We start from the raw sequence: 21,438 nt of genomic DNA, 5'->3' as shown, positions 1-21,438 counted from the left end.
TCAGAACGTCACGCGCTCGTAGCCTTCCTCTTCATCCCCCTCACGCCACAGCACCGCGTCGAGCAAGGCCATCGCATCCGGCTCACCCTCCGTGATCGGCTCGGCATCGTCGATGTCGAACACGATTTCCACCTCATCGTCGTCGGCGTGCTGCGTGGCGCCCGTTGCGACGGGCACCGGCGCTACCAGGCTGGCGACGTGACGCGCCAGCGCATCCAGTGACGGGTGCTCGAACAGCGTGGACGGCGCCAGTTCGATACCGAGCGAACGGTTCACGCCGCGGAACAGGTTCGCGATACCGATCGAGTCCAGGCCGTAGTCGCTCAGCGGCGCCTGCGGGTCCATGTCCCCGGCCGGCACCAGCAGGGTGTCCACCACAACGGCGAGGATGCGTTCGCGCACTGCTGCGACATGCGCCTCGTCCAGGGCACCCACCATCGCTGGCGCCGCGACGCGTGCCTTGCCTTCAAGCGTGGTGCGCAGCGCATCGGGCCTGCCGAACATCACCAGCGGCTGGGCGTACCGGCTCGCGAGGCAGTGATGGAAGGCGTGGATGCCGATGGACGTCGGCAGCGGCTCCATGCCCGTATGCGCGCGGACGGCCGCCTGGACGTCCTGCGCCACATGCATGCCGCCGTCCGCCCACAGCGGCCACCCGATCGAGGACCAGCCGGTGGCGCCCTCCGCGCAGCGACGCGCCGCATAGGCGTCCATGAAGCCGTTTGCCGCGGCGTAGTCGAATTGTCCCGGGTTGCCCAAGGTGCCCACCACCGAGGAAAACAGCACGAAGAAATCCATACCCAGATGCCGTGTGGCGTGATCGAGATGGACCGTGCCACGCCACTTGGGCGCGAGCACCGCGTGGATCGACGCGCGGCTCTTGCTTTCCGTGCGCCCGTCATCTGTCATGCCGGCGGCGTGAATGACGCCATCGAGCCGCCCTTCCGCCTGCACGATCGCGTCGATGGCCTTGCGCACCGAGGCCGCGTCGTCGAGATCGAGCGCCGCGAACCTTACCCGATCGCCGCCTTCGCGCCTGAGCGCATCGATGCGCGTACGACGCTCACCTTCCGGCATCGCGCGTCCGCTGAGCACGACCTTGGCGTGCCGGGTTCGCGTGAGAATGTCGCGCGCAAACAGGGTACCCAAACCGCCAAGTCCTCCGGTGATGAGGAACACTCCGTGTTCGCGATACGCGCACGGCGCGGGGGAAGCGTCCACTTCGACAGCGCTGCGCTGCCATGCCATCCATGTCCCATCGGCCGATACCTTGAGCACCGGCTTCGGCGGATCGCAGGCGGCTCGATCGAGCCACGCGGCCACGCTGGCGTCGTCCGATCCGGCAGGGACGACGACCCATTGGGTGTCGAGCCCCGGACGTTCGTGGCTTACGGTGCGCAACATGCCTTCCAGGCCGATGGCGAGATCGGCTGCATCGCCCGCGACGACGCATTGCAACAGCGCAGGCGCACGCAGTGCGGACAGCCGCTCGAAACAGGCGAGCACCCAGGCACCGAACGCGTCTTCCGCCGTGCTGACCAGGGGTAACGCATGGATGTCCGCCGTCGGCATCGCTGCCGCGAGCCCAGCCGTGTCGAGGCCGAGCACCCATACATGACGAGGGCGCTCGCGTGCCGTGCCCGCGAGTTGGACGGGCACCCACGCCGGTACGGCAAGCAGCGTGACCGATGCGTCGACCGGCGTCACCGCGAGCGGGACGTCGGTCACGTCGGCCGCCTTCGCCGCGGACGCATCTCTTCGGAAGCCCTCCACGCCAGGTAGCCAGCAACGCTCGCGAGCGAACGGGTACGGCGGTAGCGCGAGGCGACGCGGTGTGGGTCCGTCCCAGCGCGCGGACCAATCGATCCGCGCGCCGGCCACCCAGGCGGCGGCGAGGGACGATGCGTCCACGGTGGACGGCAGCTCCGCCATGTCCACTTCACCCTTGACCGTACCGGCCCACGCGGCCCGGCTCGGCGCTCCCGCCAGTACGCCACGCCACGCATCCAGCAGCGACGCCCTGTCGGTCGCCACCACGGCGACACGCGCCTGCATCGGATCGCGACCCACCTGCAACGTCCAGGCAAGGCGTCCGAGATCGATGTCTGGATCGCGCGCAACGTGATCCAGCATCCGCGTCACGTACTCCCTGAGCCTGACTTCGTCGCGTGCCGAGAGCGGGTAGACGCGCTCGCGTGGCGGCGATACCGGCATCGGTGCAGGCACGTATTCCTCGATCACGACGTGCGCATTGGCACCGCCGAAACCGAACGAGCTGATGCCGGCCACGCGCGGTCGATCGACCCCTGCACGGCACGGCGCCGACCAGTCCCGCGTGCCGCTGGCGATGTAGAACGGTGACGCCTTGAGATCGATGTATGGATTCACTTCCTCGAAATGCACGTTGGCCGGAATGCGCCGCGCGCGCAGTGCGAGCACCGCTCGCAGGATGCCTGCGATGCCCGCGGCGGTTTCAAGATGACCGATATTGGTCTTGGCCGAGCTGAGGCCGCAGTACGCCTCCGCCGGCGTCGTGCCCTGTCGCGCGTGAAGTTCGGCGAACGCCTTTTTCAGGGCCTGGATCTCGATGGGATCGCCCAGGCTCGTACCGGTACCGTGGCATTCGATGTAGCCCACGTCGGAGATCGGCACCTCGGCCTTGGTATAGGCATCGACAAGAAGCTCGGCCTGGGCATTCGAGTTGGGGGCGGTGAGCGTGGTCACCCGGCCCCCGTGGTTTTCGGCGGTCGCCCGGATCACCGCGTAGATGTGATCGCCATCCCGTTCGGCGCGATCCAGCGGCTTGATGAAGATGGCGCCGGAACCTTCACCCCGCACGTAACCGTCGGCACGCTTGTCGAAGGTCTTGCAGCGACCGTCGTTGCTCAGCATCCCGGCCATGCCGAAGGAAATGTACGCGCCGGGGCTCAGCATGACCTGCACGCCACCGACCAGCGCCATGTCGCAGCTACCGGTGTGGATCGACTCGATGGCACGATGCAATGCCACCAGCGAACTGGAACACGCCGTGTCGATCGGCGCGCTTGGCCCACGCAGATTCAGCAGGAACGAAATGCGGTTGGCGAGCACCGAATGCGAGTTGCCGGACGCGGAATAACCGTCCAGATCGATATCGTGCCGGTTCATCACGTCGACGTAGTCATTGGTCGCCACGCCGACGAACAGGCCGGTGCGCGTGCCCGAGAGGTCGGAGACCTTATGGCCCGAGTCCTCGACCGCCTTCCAGACCGTTTCCAGGAAAATCCGCTGCTGCGGATCCATCATCTGCGCTTCCCGGCGCGAGATACCGAAGAACAGCGGGTCGAACTTGTCGACCTCGTTCATGAAGCCGCCCCACTTGGAATTGGAGCGATTGGCTTCCTTGAACGGATCGCCGAAGTAGTCTTCCCAATTCCAGCGGTCGCGCGGAATCACACTGATGAGATCGTCGCCCGCGTCCAGATGCTGCCAGAACGCGTCCAGGTCGTCGGAGCCGGGCATGACACCGGCCATGCCCACGATGGCGATCGGCATGTCGCGGAACCGGTTGCCACTGGAGCGGGAAGCCATGACCGGTGCCTCGCCGGCCACGACCGCGGACGCCTTGCGGCCGAATACCGGTTCGCCGCTGCCGATCGCTGGCATCAACGTCGCTGGCGTTGCGGCGCTCGACGATGTTTCCGTCGATGAAGCGGCATGCACGGCAGCGACCTGTGTCGCGCAGTCGCTGCACAGATAGCCGGCTACGTCGGCAATGCACGGGTAATCGAAGAACAGTACCGGCGTCACCTCGACGCCATACGCCTGATTGATCGCGTTGGCGTAGGTCGTGAGCCCGATCGAGTCGAAACCGAGATCGAGAAGCACGCTGTCGGTCGCGATGTCTTCTGCGTCGAGCTTCAACATGTCCATCGCGATCTGGCGCAGTCTGCCGCGCACCGCCACCGCGAGGTCGTTGCCGGTCGTGGCGGCTGCCGTCGCAGATGCCGCCGGCTGCGACGTACGTGGCTTCTCCTTCCGGATGCCCCAGGCGCGCTCGATGCGATCGCGCATGCCTTCCACGATCGCGACCTGAGAATGGCCAGCCGAGAGCACGGATTCGAAGCACGCCAGCGCGCGGTCCTTCGGCAAGGGGGCAACGCCCAGGCTGTCGAGAAACATGCGTTGCGTCGCAGCGTCCAGACGCATGCCGCCGTCTGCCCAGAGGGACCAGTTCACCGACAGGGTATGCCCCTGGCGTTCCCCAGCGCTGCGCGCTACCTCGCGTGCGGCTGCAAAGTCGTCCATGTAGTGGTTCGCATAGGCGTAGGCCGTCTGTCCGGCATTGCCGCCCAGCGCCGCCATGGACGAGCAGAGCACGAAACAGGCAAGGGGGTCGTCCTGCGTGGCTTCGTCCAGAAACCGTGTGCCATCGACCTTCGGTGCGAGCACCGCGTCGAAGTCTTCGCGTGTGGCCTGTCGGAGATAGCCGTCACGCAACACGCCAGCAGAGTGAATGATGCCGTGCAGCGGCCCGAAACGAGCGCGTGCCTCGGCGACGCAGCGTGCCACGTCATCGCGACACGACACGTCGCCACGGACGTAGATGGCATCGGCGCCTGCGTCGCGCCATGCGGCAAAACGTGCGGTCAGCTCCGCGGATGGCTCGGATCGCCCCATCAGCACGACCCGCGCGTCCAGCGTGGACGCCAGCCAATCGGCGAAGATCATGCCCAGGCCGCCTGCGCCGCCCGTGATGAACCAGGTGCCGCCGCGCGCGAGCGCCGCACCCTGCTCCGTCGGCGCGGTCACCTCGTCCCGACGCGCCAGCTTCGGTGTCTGGCGTGAGCCACCGACGTGGCGGATCCAGGCACTGTCGCTCCATAGGCTCTCGGCCATCAGCACGCGAGCCAGACCCATCGCGTCCGCGGGGTCGCCATCCCACTCCACGACCGATCCATCGATCCGCGGGTTTTCCAGGCGCAGCGAGCGAAGCAGGCCGACGAGCGCCTGCTGGCGCGGACGCCCCGCACCGACTGCCGCGATGCCGTGCAGCACACGCACGGGGCGTTCGAGACGCCGACGCGCCAGCGACTGATAGAGCCCGAATACGCGGTCGATGAGGCCTTCGTCGTCATGCGCGCCGGTCGTGATCGCGAGAGCGGGAACGCCCGTCACCTCCATGACCCGATCCATGTCGTCGGCATTGCCCGGACGTACCTGGAACAGGCGATCGCCGGTCTGCGCGAAGCGCTCGCCGAGACTCACCCGCGCCACCATCCCGGTATGCAGGCGAGCAAGGGCCTCGCTCGTCTCGGCGGCATCGTCCAGTACGAGAATCGCACCGTCCGGGGTAGCCGTCGCGACTGCCGGGCTTTCGTCCCAGGTGGGCAGGTAGACGTGCGTCGAGACGTCGTCGCTCGCCGCCGCCGAAGGTTTGTGCACCTCACCGATGGGAACGCCGGTGGCTTCGCGGATGCGCACCAGAACATGGCCATCCGGATCGAGAATCGTCACATTCTTGCGCGACACGGCCGAGGTGGCCGCGCGTTCGTCACGCACTTCGGTGACCCAAGTCCAGCAGGTCTCGCCGGGCGCGCCGAGAATTTCGACCTCGCCGATCGAGAATGGCACGAGCATGCGTGCGTCGCCGGCTACGAGTTCGGCGGCCACGCCTGCCTGCAGCGCGCCATCGATGAGCGACGGATGCAGCAGCAGCGACGCCAGATCGCCGCGGCGCGACGCCGGGAGGCGCAGCAGCCCGAGTGCTTCGCCGTCGCCCTTGTAGACCTCGCGCAGCGACTGGAACGAAGGACCGAGATCGAGGCCGAGGTCACGGAAGCGCGGATAGACGGCGTCGCTCTCGGCGACCTTGCGGCAGCGCGCACGAATGGCGTCCAGATCGACGGACGAAGCCTCATCGCCTGCCGACGCGGCGTAGCCGAGCTTGCCCTGCGAATGCAGAATGCGGTTGCCGCCCGTGCCTTCGCTGTAGACCTCGAAGGCGACACCGTCGGCACCCGGCAACAATTCGACGCGCGCCTCGTGCACGTTTCCGCGCACCGCGATGGGGCTCACCCAGAGAATGTTCCTGAGGCGGCGAACAGGCATCCCCGCGGCCAGCTCGCCCGCCTTGCGCGCCAGCTCCAGGTAGGCGACACCAGGGAGCGTGGGCACATCCATGACCTTGTGGTCGTAGATGAAGAAGTCGCGATCGTGAAACGATTTCCTGAAAACCTGTCGATCGAAGGTCGATTCATTTCCGTCGATCAGCGGATGCAAGGCAGGCAGCCCGCCCGCAGTGCCATGCGCGGGCGGTTCGTCCGGCACCCAATGCCGCTTGTCCGCGAAGGGATAGGTAGGCAGCGAGACACGCCGCCCTTTCGCCGCGATCGCTGCGTGCTGCCAGTCGGCAAGCAAGCCATCGGCCCACAGCCGCGCAAGCTTGTTCGCATCGGCGCCGGAAGCCAGCATCGCCGACATGGCCTGCCGCTCACTGCGCGAGAGCAGCCGCAGCACCGGATCGGCAGTCTTCCCGCTGCCTGCCGCCACCGCAGCGTGTTTGCGCCCGGCCAGGAACATGCCGAGTCGTGTAGACAGCTCGGTCGCGCTCGACGCGGCGATCGCCAGTCGATGTTCGAACGGCTTGCGCCCGACCTGCAGGGTAAAGGCGATGTCCACCAGCGCCGTCTTGCCGGCGTCCGCGTCGAGAAAGCCCTGCAGGCGCGCCGCCATGTCCGACAGCTGTGCCTCGGTGCGCGCCGAGAGCGGGAAGACGAGCGCGGATGGCACGCCCTCTTCCTGTGCCGAGGATGCCGGCTCGTAGCGTTCGAGGATCACGTGCGCATTTGCGCCACCGGCACCGAACGAACTGATACCGGCACGCAGGGGTGCACCCGGCACCATCGGCTCCCATGACTCGGCCCGTTGTTGAATACGGAAGGGTGACCCACGGAAATCGATGTGCTCGTTGAGCACGCTCGAATGCAGGGACGGCACCAACTCGCGATGACGCATCTGCAGCAACACCTTGGTCACACCGGCCACACCAGCGGCGGCTTCGAGATGACCGATGTTCGACTTCAGTGAGCCGACCGAGCAACTGGCCTCGCGCATGCCGGCATCGCGAAAGGCCGTGTTCAGCGCAGACATCTCCAGCGGGTCGCCCAACTCGGTACCTGTACCGTGGGCCTCGATGTATCCGATCGTGCCCGGCGCCACGCCTGCACGCTCCATGGCCGCCTGCACCAGCTGCGCTTGTGCCTTCGGATTGGGCACGATGAAACCGCTCGTGCGTCCGCCGTGGTTGACGGCGATGCCACGAATGACGCCATGCACCTGATCGCCGTCGGCGAGAGCCTGCGCAAGCGGCTTGACGTATAGGGCGCCCACGCCCTCGCCAGCGACGTAACCGTTCGCGCCCTGACCGAAGCTCCGGCAGACGCCGTCCGGCGACAACGCGCCGCCCGACCAATTGATGTCCCACTTCGAGCGATGCAGGTCGAGGTTCACGCCACCGACCAGTGCCGAGGTGCATTCGCCATGGCGAATGGCCTCACACGCAAGATACAGCGCCGTCAGGCTGGATGAGCAGGCCGTGTCCACCGTGAGGCTCGGCCCGGAAAAATTCATCGCGTACGAAACGCGATTGGCAATGCTCCAGAGGAAAGAATTCGGAGCGGCCGAGTGGCCGACATGGCGCTCCTCGACACCGACGCTCTGGTACATCGCCCACACCGCACCGACGAATACGCCCACGCGGTTGCCTTCGGGGGAACGAGCGATCGCCTCGGGGTAGTATCCGGCGTCTTCCAACGCTTCCCATGCCACCTCCACGAAAAGGCGCTCCTGGGGGTCCAGGCGCTCCGCGTCCTTCGGAGGAATGTTGAAGAACAGCGAATCGAACCGATCCACCTCGTCGATGAATCCGCCCCGGTAGCGGGCGGCCTCGCCATAACGGAGGCGACGCTCCCAGCGGTCTTCGGGAAGCAGCGTGATGCCGTCCACACCTGCACGCAGATTCTCCCAGAGCTGCCCCACGTGCTTCGCGCCGGGATAGCGCCCGGCCATGCCAACGATGGCAATGTCATCCGGTCGCGGACCATCCTCGTCGCGGCGTTCATCGGACGCCGCCGCATCTGCAACGTGTTCCGAACGTCCCTGCACTGCGGTCACGGTGTCCTGTCCCTTGTGGAGAGCGGCGAGTTCGACGCGGCGGAAGCCTTCTGCCGCATAACGGACCATGGCGTCGCCAAAACCCTGCTTGCCGTCGATCACGCGCAGCACGGGGACGTTCACTACGCGGGCGAACGCGGCACGCGCGGCGGCGAGAAAGCGCTCGGCCGTCTCGGCCGACCAGCCAAGCGGCACGGCAAGACGTACCAGGGAACGAACACCTTCGCCTCGCTGCATGCCGGTACTGTGGCGACCGGCGCGTATACCGCTGGCGAGGTAGAGCCACGCGCAGAACGCCGCCGCAGGATCGTCCGCACCACGAAATGCCTCGCACTGGCCCGCGTCGATCACCACGCAATGACCGCCCGCGGGGTCTGCCACGGGCACGCCGAACTCGGCGCAGAGCGCGGCCAAGGCACGTACCGTCGCCATGCGTTCGTCGACGCGCGCAACGAGCTCGCCGCGCTCGCGAAGCGCGAGTGCCACCAGCTTCCGATCCATCGCGTGAAGCGCGGTGCCCTGGCGTTGCGCCTCGTCACGTACAGCGCGTGCCTGTGCCTGATCGCGCAGACACACGAGGCCGCCGCGATCCACGCAGAAATCCTTGGCAAGACTTACGATGGCTGCGTCGGCACATTCCATCCATGCCCTGACGTCGCCCCAGACGTCGGCGTCTTCGCGTCCATCCTGGCGCTGCGCGAGGCGCACGTTTTCCAAGATGCGCGTTGCATCGATGACCAGTGGAATGCCATGAGGGCGCACGAGGTCGCGCACGGCACGCAGGTGATCGAGCGAGACGGACACGCCGCCAGCGGCATTGTTCGCGAGTTCGACGAACACCATGGCGATGTCCTGCGGCATCGAGGCCAGCATGGCTGGCAAACGTTCGAGATCGATATCGCCTCGCCCGTTCGCCACGCACTGGAAACCCGCGAAACCCGTGACCGGCAGCTCTTTCGGGGTGAACCCCGCGGCGATCTGATGCGCGAGATTCGTGGGGAACACGATGTTCTGCAACACTCGTCCGCGCCGCTGGAACGCTCGATAGAACGCTTCCTCGGCGCTGCGCCCGGATTCGGTCAGCACGAAGGCGTCGTAGGGAAAGACCTTGCGCAACACGCCATCCACGTCGACGGGTTGTTGCAACGCTTCGTGCAGTACCGCCATCCGCGACGCCTTCGTGTCGCTCGGCACCTGTGCCCACGAGTCGGACTTCACGTCGAACGGCACGTCGGCGGCCGCTATGCCGAGCGGATTGAAGCCCGCCTCCGAGAGCGCGCGCAACCGCGGCGAGTCCGGCATGTCATGCACTGCGAGGATCGCCTCCGTCGTCTCGCCGACGCCCGTTGCGTCAGTGGTGTCGAAAGGCTCGAGTGGCGTGTGGTCGTCGGCAACCGTCGGCGAACGAGAGGGGTCGGCAATCATCATGATGATGTCGATGACGCTGTCTGCCCGTCCCGCATCCATCGGTCGGCACAGGTAGATGGTTCTATTGAGCGGGCGGAACTTGTTCTTGAACTGGAAATTGCCCTGGTCGTTGAAGATGCCCTGCTTGTGCAGATCGTCGAGGAGCGCATCGACCGCGGGGTCCGCCGTCGGCGAGGTCTCGATGCGGCAACCGTAGGTGCCGCCCATGCTGAAGACCTTGCGGCCTTCGTCGGCAAGCACCTTGATGATGTGAACGATGGCGAATTCGAGGCCGCCCCGCGGCATATCGTCGCCGTAGAACTCGAGGTCCATCAGATAGCCATTGTCGCGATCGGACAGCGGCGAGATCAGCACCACGTTCTGCAGTACCCCGTCGAGGCGGGTCAGGAAGAGGCGGTGGCGTGGGTGAAGCGTGCCGGCAAGGATTTCTTCACGTGCCGTGTGTACGAGAGGATTGATCTTCGTTTTCTTGCTACACCAGGCGTCGATCACTCGTGCGATGTCGGCGGCAACGGCGGAGTCCGTGCCGCAGACATATTCCTCGACCGTACATCGCCCGGCCTTTTGAAAGCCGGTGACCTGGTAGCGGAGCCGGTGCATCGCACCGCCCGCAAGCGTGAAGGCATCGATGTCTTCCAATCGCTGCACGACACCGAAGGGCGTCGCGCTGAAGACGCGGTCGCCGATCGCATCGATGGGCCGGGGCGACAGGAAGTTGAGCTGGTAACCCTTGGCATCGCAATGCGCGAGCAGTTCGCGCGCCGCCGTCCCGAACGATGCGTCCGGCCCGATGAATGCGTACACAAGCAGTACGCGCCCGCGGCGCGCGTACCGGAAGTAGCCGGAACGTGCGGCATCGATAAACAGGTTGGGAGCGATGTGCGCAATACCGCGCGACGCCGCTCCTTCGTTGCGGTAGGTCTCGAACAAAGCAGTAGCCCAGGCGGACCACCGGGGATCGTTGTCGAGGTCGCACGCGCGCACCAGCAAGGGAGCTTTCGTCCCCTTGTCTTGCGTTGAAGTGGTGGCGGAACGTGAAACCCCGGATGCGGCGCGAATCTCGCTCACAGCTCGGTCCTTACGTTGTTCATGCGCCGGGTCAGACTGCTGGCGACACCCGTCCGTCGAATGCCACAGCCGCCGCCGTTTCCGGATGGCTGCCCACCAGGTAGGCGGCAAGCTCCTGGATATTCGTGTGCTCGAACATCAAGGTCTTGGGCAACGTGCCAAAGTCCCTCTCAAGGCGGATAAGGATCTTCAGCACGAGGAAGGAATCGATGCCGAAGTCGCGGAATGGCGTATCCGCATCGAACGGATGATCGGCGGGATCCAGCGGCGGATCGGCCTCTTCAAACGCCTCGAGTACGACGGACTCGAGGTATGCCTCGGTCGAGGCCTGCAACTGTTGGTTGTCCACTATCATCCTGATCCCCTGTGTAGCGCTCGAACGTACAGTTCCGCCCGTACTGACGTGACGTCAGCCGACGAAAAACGAAAAGTCGCTTGAATCCCCAGTCCAACGATGTACCACGAGGCCAAGAATTGCGTCAATATGCAACTCAGCATTGCCTTGTGAAGACAAAGGAAATAATAAGCATATGCACGCCTCATGACAGATCCCTTAGGAATTTGTCTGATTGCGCGCAACCCAAACGCGCACGACACTCGCGCGATCTTCAACGCAGGGATGGTGGGGAATGGATAGTTCCGTGGAAGCGCCTGTACTACCGGCCGACGTCACGCAGACGTTGCTCGATTCCCATACCTACGCGGACATCGAACGCCTCTCGTCGACTTACGCCTGGCTTCGCGCGAACCTGCCGCTCGGTGTCGCACGCTCGCGCAACTTCGACCCGTTCTGGGTGGTGACGCGTCACGCGGACATTCTCGAAGTCAGCAAGAACAACAAGGTCTTCCACAACGGCGATCGCGCCACCATCCTGACCGACCGTTACACCGATCTGCTCGTTCGTTACCTGCGCGACGGAAGCCCGCACCTCGCGCGCACGCTCGCGCACATGGATGATCCGGATCATCGGAAGTACCGTGCACTGACGAGCAACTGGTTCACGGCGTCGAACCTGTCGCGACGCGAAGACGCCATTCGTGGCATCGCCCGCGGGTTTGTCGACCGCATGTTCGCAAAGGGCAACGAATGCGACTTCGTAACGGAGGTCGCCGTGCACTATCCGCTGCACGTCATCATGCAGATCCTCGGCGTCCCTATCGAGGACGAACCCATGATGCTGCGTCTGACCAAGCAGGTTTTCGGCAACCTCGACGAGGATCTCAATCGCTCCGGCGAAACGGTGGTCACCGCGGAACAGGGCCTGATGGGGTTGCAGGCAGCTGTGGACGAACTTTTCGGCTACTTCGACGCGATCACGCAGGACCGCCGCGCCAATCCGCGCGACGATCTCGCCACGGTTATCGCGCAGGGTTTGATCGACGGCGAGCCGATCGGCGCCTTCGAAGCGATGTCGTATTACTCGCTCGTGTCCACGGCCGGCCACGACACGGTAAGTGCGTCGACGGCGGGCGCCATGCTAGGCCTGGCTTCGCATCCGGCCGAGTTCGAGAAACTCCGCACGGACCCGTCGCTGATTGCCGGCCTGGGCGAGGAAGCCATGCGTTGGACATCGCCGGTGCGTCATTTCATGCGTACCGCGACGGAAGACTACGAACTGAACGACCAGCTCATCCGCAAGGGCGACTGGTTGATGCTCTGCTACATGTCAGGCAACCAGGACGAGGCCGTGTTCGACGATCCGCGTGCTTTCCGCGTGGACCGCACGCCGAACAAGCACGTCGCGCTCGGCTTCGGCGGACACATGTGCCTGGGGCAGCATCTGGCCCGCATGGAGATGCGCGTGTTCTTCGAAGAGTTGCTGCCCCGTCTCACCGGACTGGAGCTGGCCGGTGCGCCACAGCACTCGAAGGCCGTGTTCGTCGGCGGGCTGAAAACCTTGCCACTGCGCTTCGCGGGGGCCTAGGGATCTCTAGCAAGTCACTCCCAGGGGAACAGACCCTCAGTGACGTACCGGGCGATGGCGGCGCGATTGTGCGGGTCCTCGAAAACTTCGAGGTTGCCCTGGATGGCGCGCTCGCGATGTGCGCCCCAATCGGGTGTAACGCCCCGCGCGTAGGTCTTGTAGCGCTCGATAGCCGTCTTCGACAGGCGTCCCAACTGACGCAGGTGACGTCGCAAAAGCATGTCGCCCTGCTCGTCCACCGCATCCGCCAGACCCCACGCCTGTGCCGTGGCCGCGTCGATCGGCTGCGTGGACAAGGTGAGATAGTGGGTGCGCTGGAAGCCGATACGGCGCACGAGGAATGGCAGCACGCATGCGGGATACAGACCGAACAGCATCTCCGAGAGACTGAACCGCGCAGTCGTGTCCGCGAGCACGATGTCGCTTGCGCCGAGAAAACCCATGCCGCCGGCATTCACCTTGCCGCGCACGTAGGAAACGGTCACGAACGGACCCGTCGCGAGTCGCTGCCAAAGGTCGAACATCGGGCCCGGGCCCGCATGTGCTGCAAACTGAGGATCGACGCCTTGCGAGAGTTCAGCGAAATCGGCGCCGAAACAGAAGGTTTCCGCGGAACCGGAGAGCACGACGATCGACACGTCCTGCGCGTAGCGATCCAACGCCGTGTGGCACTCGGCGACCAGTTGCGCATTGATGGCGTTGTTGGCGTCGGGACGATCGAACACGAGATGACATACCGCGCCTTCGATACGCACGTCGACGGCGTGACGTGGCGTGATAGCGGTCGTGGATTCCAACGTCATGCATGCATCTCCCAGCACAAGGCGGTGTTGATGCCGCCAAAACCCATACTGAGGCTGAGGGCGCGACGCGCGTCGGTCGCGACGGCCCCTTCCCTTACCCATTGAAAATCCTGCGCGATGGGCTCGTCGAGGTTGGCGGTGGGGTGAAGCCGGCCGGCGCGAAGCTGCAGCAGCGTCGCCACCACCTCTACCGCCCCCGCCGCCGTCAGACCGTGTCCCGTCAGCGACTTGGTGGCGTTGAGCGCGACACCGGAAAGACCGGCCGCACGCAAGGCGGCCAACTCCGTCTCGTCGCCGATCACCGAGCCAGTGCCGTGGGGGTTCACATAGCCCACCTCGTGCGGTTGCCAGCCCGCGCGCGCCAGCGCTTCGGTCATCGCGCGCGTCTCGCCTTCGACGGATGGATCGGGTTGACGATTCGCATCCATGGCGAGACCCCATCCATCCAGGCTGGCGTAGACGTGTCGGCCGCGGCGCGTCGCCGACCCCGGTGATTCGAGCACGATGGCAGCGGAACACTCACCGAAGATGAATCCGTCGTGCCGCACATCGAATGGCCTGCATGCGTGCATGGGCGCATCGGCAAACTGCGTCGAACCCATCGCACCGAGCGCCCGGAAGCCCGAGCATTCCCAGTAAGAAAGGTCCATCAAGGCGCCTACCGCCACGCACGCGTCGAGCTGGCCGGATGCCACCATGTGGCGCGCCTGGATGATGGCCAGCTGTCCGCTGGCGGAGGCGCCACCGGCGGTGAAAGCGGCACCGCGAATACCGAAACGCGCCGAACAGGCACCGGCGAGATCGGTGTCCATGAAACCCAGACCATACGTCGGCCGAACGAACGCACGCCGTTCGCGAAAGGCGTCGTGCACCAACACCTGTTCGCGCTGTTGTACGTTGTTGCCGCCGATCACTAGCCCGACACGGGTGGGATCGAGCTGGTCAAGGCCCGCTTCGTCCCAAGCCTCGGCAACGACCGCAAGGGCGGCTCGCGCGGAAAGAGAAAGCGTGCGCTCCGCACCCGATGCGGCCGGCATGGCGAGTTCGGCGCCCAGAAAGCGCGACGTATCGTGTTGGCGTCCTTCACGGGCCATCACATCGAACGATGTTCGCCCTTCCAGCAGCCCTTGCAGAAACGCTGCCTTACCCGTGCCCTGTGTCGACATGACACCGAGCCCGGTTACCCATGGTTTGCTCGCATCCATCCCTAGTCCCCCGCGCATGCGCCGGTGAAGCATGCCCTGCGGAGGCGTCGGGTACAAGCCAGGCTAAGGACGCGGCAGGGGCAACACCATGCGCGCGACGGCACCGCGTGCATCGTCCCGGTTGTGCAGCGTCACGGTGCCGGCGTGCTGCGCGACGATACTCCGGCACAGCACGAGACCAATGCCTGCACCTTCGGCGCGCGTGGTGTAGAAGGGTACGAATAGATTTTCGGGGTTGGCGATGCCCGTGCCACTGTCGACGATCTCGAAGACGCAGCGTCCCGCTTGTACGGACACGCCGAGACGCACGGGTTCAGCGCCAGTCGCTGCGGCGGCGGCCTGGGATTGCACCGCGTTTCGCACCAGGTTGATGAGGGCCTGTTCGAGGTGAACCTGATCGCCGAACAACGTCAGGTCGGGCACCTCGCCGTCGATGCGCACGCCGTCGGCGGCGAACATGCCCGCGGTACGCTCGACGAGCCGCCGTACCGGGAACATGACCTTGCGCGGCTCGGGCAAGCGCGCCACCTGGGCGTACACGGAGATGAACGACTTCAGGCCCTGCGCACGCTCGGCAATCAGCGACAGTCCATCGTGCAGCATGCCCTTCTCCACGATGTCGGGAGAACGAGAGAGGATGCTGTCCAGTGTCTGGCAGAGCGACGCGATGGGAGCAAGCGAGTTGTTGACCTCGTGCCCGATCACGCGAATGAGGCGCTGCCACACGCGGATCTCTTCTGTCGCCAGCACCTGCTGCACGTCGGCGACGAAAACGATGCGCGCCGGCCGCCCCTGCTGCCGGTAGGTCTGCTCGGTAATCCGCCAGCGGCCGTCGCCACCTGGGAACCGATAATCGACGATGCGCGGATCGCCGCCGAGGGTCATGCCGGCAAACGGCGTGTCGTCGTAGGCAAGGTCGGCGACCGTGTCACCCGCAGGCATGCCTAGCAGTCGCGCCGCGACGGGGTTCGCCAGACGCAGCCGACCCGACGCCCCGAAGACGAGGATGGCCACATCGATCTGGTCCACCACCCGGCGCAATACGCCAAGCAGTTCCTGGCTCGCGGTCCGCTCGTTTTCCAGATCGTCGATGAGCGCATTGATCTGCCGGTACAGATCGCCCAACGGGCCTGCTTCGCGCGCATGGACGGAGCGAACCCCAAAGTCATGATTTCGCGCCGATTCGACGAGGCTCGCCAGCGTGCGCAGATGGCGCTCCATCGCACGCACCATGCTCCAGCCGATCGCCACCGCCCACACGATCGAGAGTGACGCCACGGCGATCTCGACCTGCCGCGGCACCGCACGGTACGAGGCGGTGAACAACACCAGACATCCCGGCGCCACGGCCAACAGCATGCCTGCGACGAGCGAAACCGGACGCGACCACGCGCGACGTCGTGGCGGCGCCGACGACGACAGACCGGGGATCATGTGGGTTCCTGCCGTCCCAGTCGGCGGTACAACGCGGAACGACTGATGCCGAGCGCCTTCGCAGCCAGATTGGCGTTGCCGCTGTGCTGCGCCAGTGTTCGCCGGATGAACCAGTCTTCGACTTCTTCCAGGGTCAGCCCATCAATGTCGTCATGCGCGCCGGAGGACAGGGAGCCGCCCAGTTGCAAGTCGCCATCGCCGATCGCCTCGCCCTGCGCGAGCAGCACGGAGCGCTCGATCACGTGTTGCATCTCACGGATGTTCCCGGGCCATGCATAGGCCAGCAGGGCACGTTCCGCGGCCGCGGAGAAGCGGGTTGCGGGCGATGCATAGCGCGTCCGCGCGCGCTTCAGGAAGGCGTCCGCGAGAAGCGGAATATCCTCGCGCCGTTCGCGCAAGGCAGGCATGTGCAGCGTCACGCCATTCAAACGATAGAGCAGATCCTGGCGAAAACTCCTCTCGGCGATGAGCGCGTCGAGATCCGCATTGGTCGCGGAGATGAAGCGGACGTCGGCATGTCGTGCGTTCGAACTGCCCAGCCGTTCGTAAACTCGTTCTTCCAACAGGCGCAGGATCTTCGCTTGCTGCGGCATGGCGAGATTGGCAATCTCGTCGAGGAACAGCGTGCCGCCTTCGGCGAGCTCGACCCGGCCGACGCGGTCGGCTTTCGCATCCGTATATGCGCCCTTCGTGTGACCGAACATTTCGCTCTCGAAGGTCGTCTCGGCGAGCGCCCCCATATTGACCGCGACGAACGGTCCCTCCGCACGTGAAGAACGTTCGTGGATGAAATGCGCGAGGAGGCTTTTTCCGGTGCCGTTCTCGCCCGTGATGAGCACGGGCATGTCGCTGCGCGCCACGCGGGTGGCGATATCCAGCAACTGGCCCATGGCCGGCGAGCGCCAGACGATGCCCGCCTGACCGCCCTCCTCGCGCAATGCCTCGTTCTCGGCTTCGAGACGGCGCGCTCGGCGATCCGTGGCCTGCAGACGCATCTGCGTACGAATCACGTTGAGCAGGCGATGGTTGTCCCAGGGCTTTTCGAGGAAATCCACGGCGCCTTCGCGCATGGCTTCCACGGCGACACCGATCGTGCCCCAACCCGTCATCGCGATGACCGGCAGGTGCGGCGCGATCGCCTTCAGTTCACGAACCAGCGCCAGGCCTTCCTTTCCGGATGTCGTGTCGTCGAGATAGTTGAGATCGACGAGGGCCACGTCGAAGGACTCCCTGCCCACCGCTTCGATGGCTTCGCGGGGCGAGGCGCACGCGTGGCTCGCGAGGCCTTCGCTCGTCAGCAGGAGTCGCAGTGCGCCGACGATGCTGCTGTCGTCGTCCACGATCAGGATGGTCATTCACTTGCCTTTGCTACGGGTCCCTGGCGTCGAATATATCAGCGCTGCGCGGTCAACACGCTGCCTCGGCCCGCAGACTGCCCAGATCGACGACGTCACGCCCCAACCGCGCCAGCACGGCCTGTACGCGGTGCGGCGGCGGGAGGATGTAGCGGAGGAAGGTGGCGAGCGTGCCGGAGGGTCCGAGGTCGAGGTACGCGGAGTGCGGACTGATGTGAGCCACCGCCTCGGCGAGCCGTATCGGCTGGCGCACCACACGCCAGAAGTGCTCGGCATCGACCGCCTCCAACGGCGAACCGCGCTCACAACACACGATGGAAATGCGCGGTGGCGCCAGGCGCAGAGACCGGCAATGCGCGAGGAACACGTCCTGCGCGGGATCGATCCAATGCGAGTGAAACGCATAGCGAACCGGCAGGCGTTGGTAGCCCACGTTGGCGGCACGCAACACGGCTTCCATCTGCCGAAGGCCATCGTCCGGCGCCGCCATGACGAAATGCCCGTCGAAATTGATGGCAGCGACCTCCCCGAAACGACCGAGCTGCGGCAGCCATGTCTGGTGCGAAGCGAGCACGGCCAGCATCCCCCCGGGCTCACAGCAGGCTTCGATGGCGGCCGCCTGCTGGATCGTCGCGCCGAGCGCGGCTTCGGGTGTAAGCACGCCCGCAACGGCCGCCGCCGCAAAGGCACCGAGACTGGTGCCGAGCACACGGCGCGGCACGATGCCCTCGGCCATGACCGCACGTGCCAGCGCGAACTCGACCATGAAGATCGCCGGGTGCGTCATCGACAAGTCGTCCCACGATGCATCGCGCGTGCGCGCCGGATCGTGCATGGCGGCAAGCACCGATGCTCCGGCCAGGTCGCCAGCCACCTCGTCCAGAGCGAGCAGCGTGTCGCGAAAGACAGGATTCGCCGCGAACAGGGCATGGGCCATCATGCCGTGCTGGCTGCCCTGCCCGGCGAAGACAAACGTCACGTCGTCTGCGTCGCGGGTGTGCTCGCTCATAGCCTCATCGCGATGGATTTGGTTTCGGTGTACGCCTCCACGCCGGCTCGCCCGAACTCCCGCCCCCAGCCGGATTCGCCCCAGCCACCAAAGGGCATGTGCGGATCGATCGTGTGGTACTGATTGATCCACACGGTGCCGGCACGCAGGGCGCGCGCGACCGTCTGGGCCTTGCGACCGTCGCGCGTCCAGACGCCTGCGGCCAGCCCGTATCGGGACGCGTTGGCAGAGGCGATCACGTCGTTCTGCCGCGCGAAGCGCGATACGCACAGCACCGGGCCGAATACCTCCTCGCGCATGACGGTCATGTCCTCGCGCACGTCCGCGATGATCGTGGGCGCAACGTGGTACCCCGGCCGGTCGAGCGCATGACCGCCGCAGAGCACGCGCGCGCCTTCGTCCGCCGCGGTCTGCACATACGCGAGCACGCGCTCGCGCTGGCGCGCGGAGACCAGCGGGCCGATGTCCGTGCCCTCCTCCAACGGCATGCCGGGAGTCATTCGGCCGGCGATCGCGACGATGCCTTCCACCACCTCGTCGTAGACGGCGTCCTCCACGTACAGGCGCGAGCCCGCGTAGCAGACCTGCCCGGCGTTGAAGAAGATGGCTTGCGCCGAACCGGCGATGGCACGCGGCAGGTCCGCGTCCGCGAAGACGATGTTGGGCGACTTGCCGCCCAGTTCGAGCGTGACGCGCTTGAAGGTTTCCACGCAACGATGCGCCACATGTCGTCCCACGGTGCCCGACCCGGTGAACGAGACCTTGTGCACGCCAGGATGCGTGACAAGCGCTTCCCCTGCCACGTCGCCGCGGCCTGGCAATACCTGGAACACGCCCGGGGGTAGCCCCGCCTCGATGCCAAGTTCGCCAAGGCGCAATGCCGTCAGCGGCGTGAGTTCCGAGGGTTTCAGGATTACCACGCACCCCGCGGCGAGCGCGGCCGAAACCTTCATCACCGCCTGGAGCAACGGGAAGTTCCACGGCACGATCGCAGCAACGATGCCGAGGGGCTGGCGCACGGTCTGCGCACTGACCAGACCACCGTGGCCAGCCAATTCATAGGCTTCACCCGTGAGCTTGGTCGCCCAGCCGGCGTTGTAGCGCAATGTGTCGATCGTAAAAGGCACGTCGATCATGCGCGTGGTGAGAATGGGCTTGCCGACGTCCAGCGATTCGAGCGTCGCCAATTCCAGCGCATGCCGCTCCATGAGGTCCGCCAACCGGAACAGCACGGCAGCCCTCTGTGTGGGCGACACACCCGACCAGCGGCGGAACGCCTGTTGCGCCACCTCGACTGCCTGGTCCACCTCCGCTGGGCCCGCGAGTGCCACGCTCGTCAGCACGCTGCCGTCGCCCGGATGTTCAACTGCAAGCTCGCCTGCGGACGTATCGCGTACCCAGCGCGAACCAATGAGCATGCCGCCCGCCCGCGCCAGGAAGGGGCGTGCGACCTCCGGCACGACATCGTTCACGTCAAGCGCCATCGTCATTGAATCCATGCTGCGCACTCCTTTAGATCGCGTGTACTTTCCAGCGCCCGCGCAAGAACAACGCGCCACTGCAGAACGCCAGCACCGCAAAGCCGATCGTCACGCCCACGTACAGGCCGAACGTGCCAAGACCGGCCGGCACCGCGAGGACCCAGGCCAGCGGCACCTGCAACAACCAGAAACACGTGAAATTGGTCCATGCCGGCGTGCTCGTATCGCCCGCACCGTTGAAAGCACCTTGCAGACACATGCCCGCCGCATAGAAAGGAAACGCGCAGGCCACCACGCGCATCGCACGGGTCGCTTCTTCGATCACGAGCGGATCGTGGGTCAAGGCGCTCGCGACGGCACGAGCGGCGACGAAGAGGATCACGCCCATGGTCCCGAAGACACCCACGTTGACGGCGACAGTGAAGCGCACGGCGCTGGCTGCGCGGTCCGGTTGTCCGGCGCCCAGGTTCTGCCCGACGAGCACCGCAGCCGCACGCGCCACGCCCAGCGAAGGCACGAGAACGAATTGCGACGCGCGCAGGGCGATCGTGCAACCGGCAAGCGCGACGTTGCCCGAGCGCGCCGCGATGGCGTACAGCCCGATCGCGCTGGTGGAAGCGACGAGCATCTGCAAGGCGCCGGTCCAGGCGATGCGAATCACCCGCTTGAGGATCGCTGGCACGGGGCGTAGGTGATGCCAACGCAGGCCGATCCCATCGCGACCGCGAGCGAGATAGCGAAGTTGATAGACGACGCCGAGGCCGCGGCTGCATACCGTAGCTGCGGCCGCTCCCGCAACGCCCATACCGTGCCAGGAGCCGATGCCGAAGATGAACAACGGTGCGAGCACGATGTTCAGCCCGTTCGCCATCCACAGCGCACGCATGGGCACGCCTGCGTGACCGGCGGCGCGAAGCGACGCACCGCAAATGAACATGAGGGTCACGGACAGATTGCCGGCAAACAGCACGCGCACGTAGGGCGCACCAGCGATCGCTGTCTCCGCGTCGGCACCCATCGCGGAAAGCACGTGCTCCGCCAACAGGCAGGCAGGCACCCCGAGGAGGAAGGAAAGCAGGATCGCCAGCGACATCGCCTGCCCCGTCGGCAGCGCAGCGGCGTCGAGCCGGCCGCTCTGCCCGACCTGCCTTGCGACCAACGCAGAGGTCGCGATGGCGAGACCGAGCGCAAACGCGTAGACGAAGCTCATGGCCGCTTCGCCGAGACCGACGACGGCCACCGCGGCGATACCGATCCGGGCGACCCAGAAGACATCCACGATCGCGAAAATGGACTCCGCAACCATCTCCATGGCCATCGGCCAGGCAAGCTTGCGTACCGCACCACCGAGCGGGCCCTGCGTTCCGTCGACGCGTTCGCCCGAGCTACCCGTAAAGGCACGCAGCGCGGCAGCGACGCGACGCCATCCAGACAATCCTGTCATCGTCCCCCGCCCCTTAGCGATGTCGTCGAGGCCAGCCGGCCTTCGTCCCCTCGCGCATGCTGCCCTATAAGCGGCAGGTCGTCCAGCGACGGCGGACCTCGCGGCGTCGCCCGGCATGCAGGGCCATATCGG

General features: G+C 65.8%; 10 protein-coding genes. 1 reads left to right on the top strand and 9 read right to left on the bottom strand.

Going from position 1 to position 21,438, the window contains the following annotated elements; all coding sequences use genetic code 11:
• On the bottom strand, nucleotides 1-10,566 hold the full coding sequence (locus IM816_RS06320; protein ID WP_250340706.1) for an SDR family NAD(P)-dependent oxidoreductase: 10,566 nt from the start codon (nucleotides 10,564-10,566) through the stop codon (nucleotides 1-3).
• A gap of 115 nt (nucleotides 10,567-10,681) precedes the next feature.
• Nucleotides 10,682-11,005, bottom strand: coding sequence for an acyl carrier protein (locus IM816_RS06315; protein WP_083527459.1), 324 nt, complete (start codon nucleotides 11,003-11,005; stop codon nucleotides 10,682-10,684).
• Nucleotides 11,006-11,279: 274 nt separating this feature from the next.
• Between IM816_RS06315 and IM816_RS06310 the strand changes: the two genes are divergently transcribed.
• Nucleotides 11,280-12,575, top strand: a complete 1,296-nt coding sequence (locus IM816_RS06310; protein WP_250340222.1) for a cytochrome P450 — start codon at nucleotides 11,280-11,282, stop codon at nucleotides 12,573-12,575.
• Nucleotides 12,576-12,589: 14 nt separating this feature from the next.
• On the opposite strand, the gene IM816_RS06305 is transcribed toward IM816_RS06310, so the two are convergent.
• The 7 genes from IM816_RS06305 to IM816_RS06275 all read right to left on the bottom strand — a co-directional run bounded on the left by IM816_RS06305 (nucleotide 12,590) and on the right by IM816_RS06275 (nucleotide 21,306).
• The gene (locus IM816_RS06305) at nucleotides 12,590-13,378 is read right to left on the bottom strand and encodes an enoyl-CoA hydratase/isomerase (protein WP_250340221.1); all 789 of its coding nucleotides are present in this window, start codon (nucleotides 13,376-13,378) and stop codon (nucleotides 12,590-12,592) included.
• Nucleotides 13,375-14,583: a beta-ketoacyl synthase N-terminal-like domain-containing protein gene (locus IM816_RS06300; protein WP_256470261.1), complete on the bottom strand. Its 1,209-nt coding sequence runs from the start codon at nucleotides 14,581-14,583 to the stop codon at nucleotides 13,375-13,377. Before IM816_RS06300 ends, IM816_RS06305 begins: the two co-directional genes overlap by 4 nt.
• 63 nt (nucleotides 14,584-14,646) lie before the next feature.
• A complete protein-coding gene (locus tag IM816_RS06295) occupies nucleotides 14,647-16,017 on the bottom strand; it encodes a sensor histidine kinase (RefSeq protein WP_250340219.1) in 1,371 nt (456 codons plus the stop codon).
• The gene (locus tag IM816_RS06290; protein ID WP_250340218.1) at nucleotides 16,014-17,372 is read right to left on the bottom strand and encodes a sigma-54-dependent transcriptional regulator; all 1,359 of its coding nucleotides are present in this window, start codon (nucleotides 17,370-17,372) and stop codon (nucleotides 16,014-16,016) included. Before IM816_RS06290 ends, IM816_RS06295 begins: the two co-directional genes overlap by 4 nt.
• 52 nt (nucleotides 17,373-17,424) lie before the next feature.
• Nucleotides 17,425-18,381 carry an acyltransferase domain-containing protein gene (locus tag IM816_RS06285; RefSeq protein ID WP_250340217.1) on the bottom strand — a complete coding sequence of 319 codons (957 nt, stop codon included), beginning with the start codon at nucleotides 18,379-18,381 and terminating at the stop codon, nucleotides 17,425-17,427.
• Entirely contained in the window at nucleotides 18,378-19,880 is a 1,503-nt protein-coding gene (locus IM816_RS06280; protein WP_250340216.1) for an aldehyde dehydrogenase family protein, read from the bottom strand. The genes IM816_RS06285 and IM816_RS06280 overlap by 4 nt, the downstream gene beginning before the upstream one ends.
• A 13-nt stretch (nucleotides 19,881-19,893) precedes the next feature.
• A complete protein-coding gene (locus IM816_RS06275; protein ID WP_250340215.1) occupies nucleotides 19,894-21,306 on the bottom strand; it encodes an MATE family efflux transporter in 1,413 nt (470 codons plus the stop codon).
• Nucleotides 21,307-21,438 lie beyond the last annotated feature (132 nt).

Origin of the sequence: Luteibacter flocculans, assembly GCF_023612255.1 — a bacterium.
Classification (GTDB): Bacteria; Pseudomonadota; Gammaproteobacteria; order Xanthomonadales; family Rhodanobacteraceae; genus Luteibacter; species Luteibacter flocculans.
Note: the sequence above shows the minus strand (reverse complement) of the source record. Positions and strands in the feature narration are given on the sequence as shown.

Bases quoted from the DNA above. Each gene is read 5' to 3' on its own strand.
- IM816_RS06315 (WP_083527459.1), bottom strand. From the start codon at position 11,005: ATGATAGTGGACAACCAACAGTTGCAGGCCTCGACCGAGGCATACCTC.
- IM816_RS06310 (WP_250340222.1), top strand. From the start codon at position 11,280: ATGGATAGTTCCGTGGAAGCGCCTGTACTACCGGCCGACGTCACGCAG.
- IM816_RS06305 (WP_250340221.1), bottom strand. From the start codon at position 13,378: ATGACGTTGGAATCCACGACCGCTATCACGCCACGTCACGCCGTCGAC.
- IM816_RS06300 (WP_256470261.1), bottom strand. From the start codon at position 14,583: ATGGATGCGAGCAAACCATGGGTAACCGGGCTCGGTGTCATGTCGACA.
- IM816_RS06295 (WP_250340219.1), bottom strand. From the start codon at position 16,017: ATGATCCCCGGTCTGTCGTCGTCGGCGCCGCCACGACGTCGCGCGTGG.
- IM816_RS06290 (WP_250340218.1), bottom strand. From the start codon at position 17,372: ATGACCATCCTGATCGTGGACGACGACAGCAGCATCGTCGGCGCACTG.
- IM816_RS06285 (WP_250340217.1), bottom strand. From the start codon at position 18,381: ATGAGCGAGCACACCCGCGACGCAGACGACGTGACGTTTGTCTTCGCC.
- IM816_RS06280 (WP_250340216.1), bottom strand. From the start codon at position 19,880: ATGGATTCAATGACGATGGCGCTTGACGTGAACGATGTCGTGCCGGAG.
- IM816_RS06275 (WP_250340215.1), bottom strand. From the start codon at position 21,306: ATGACAGGATTGTCTGGATGGCGTCGCGTCGCTGCCGCGCTGCGTGCC.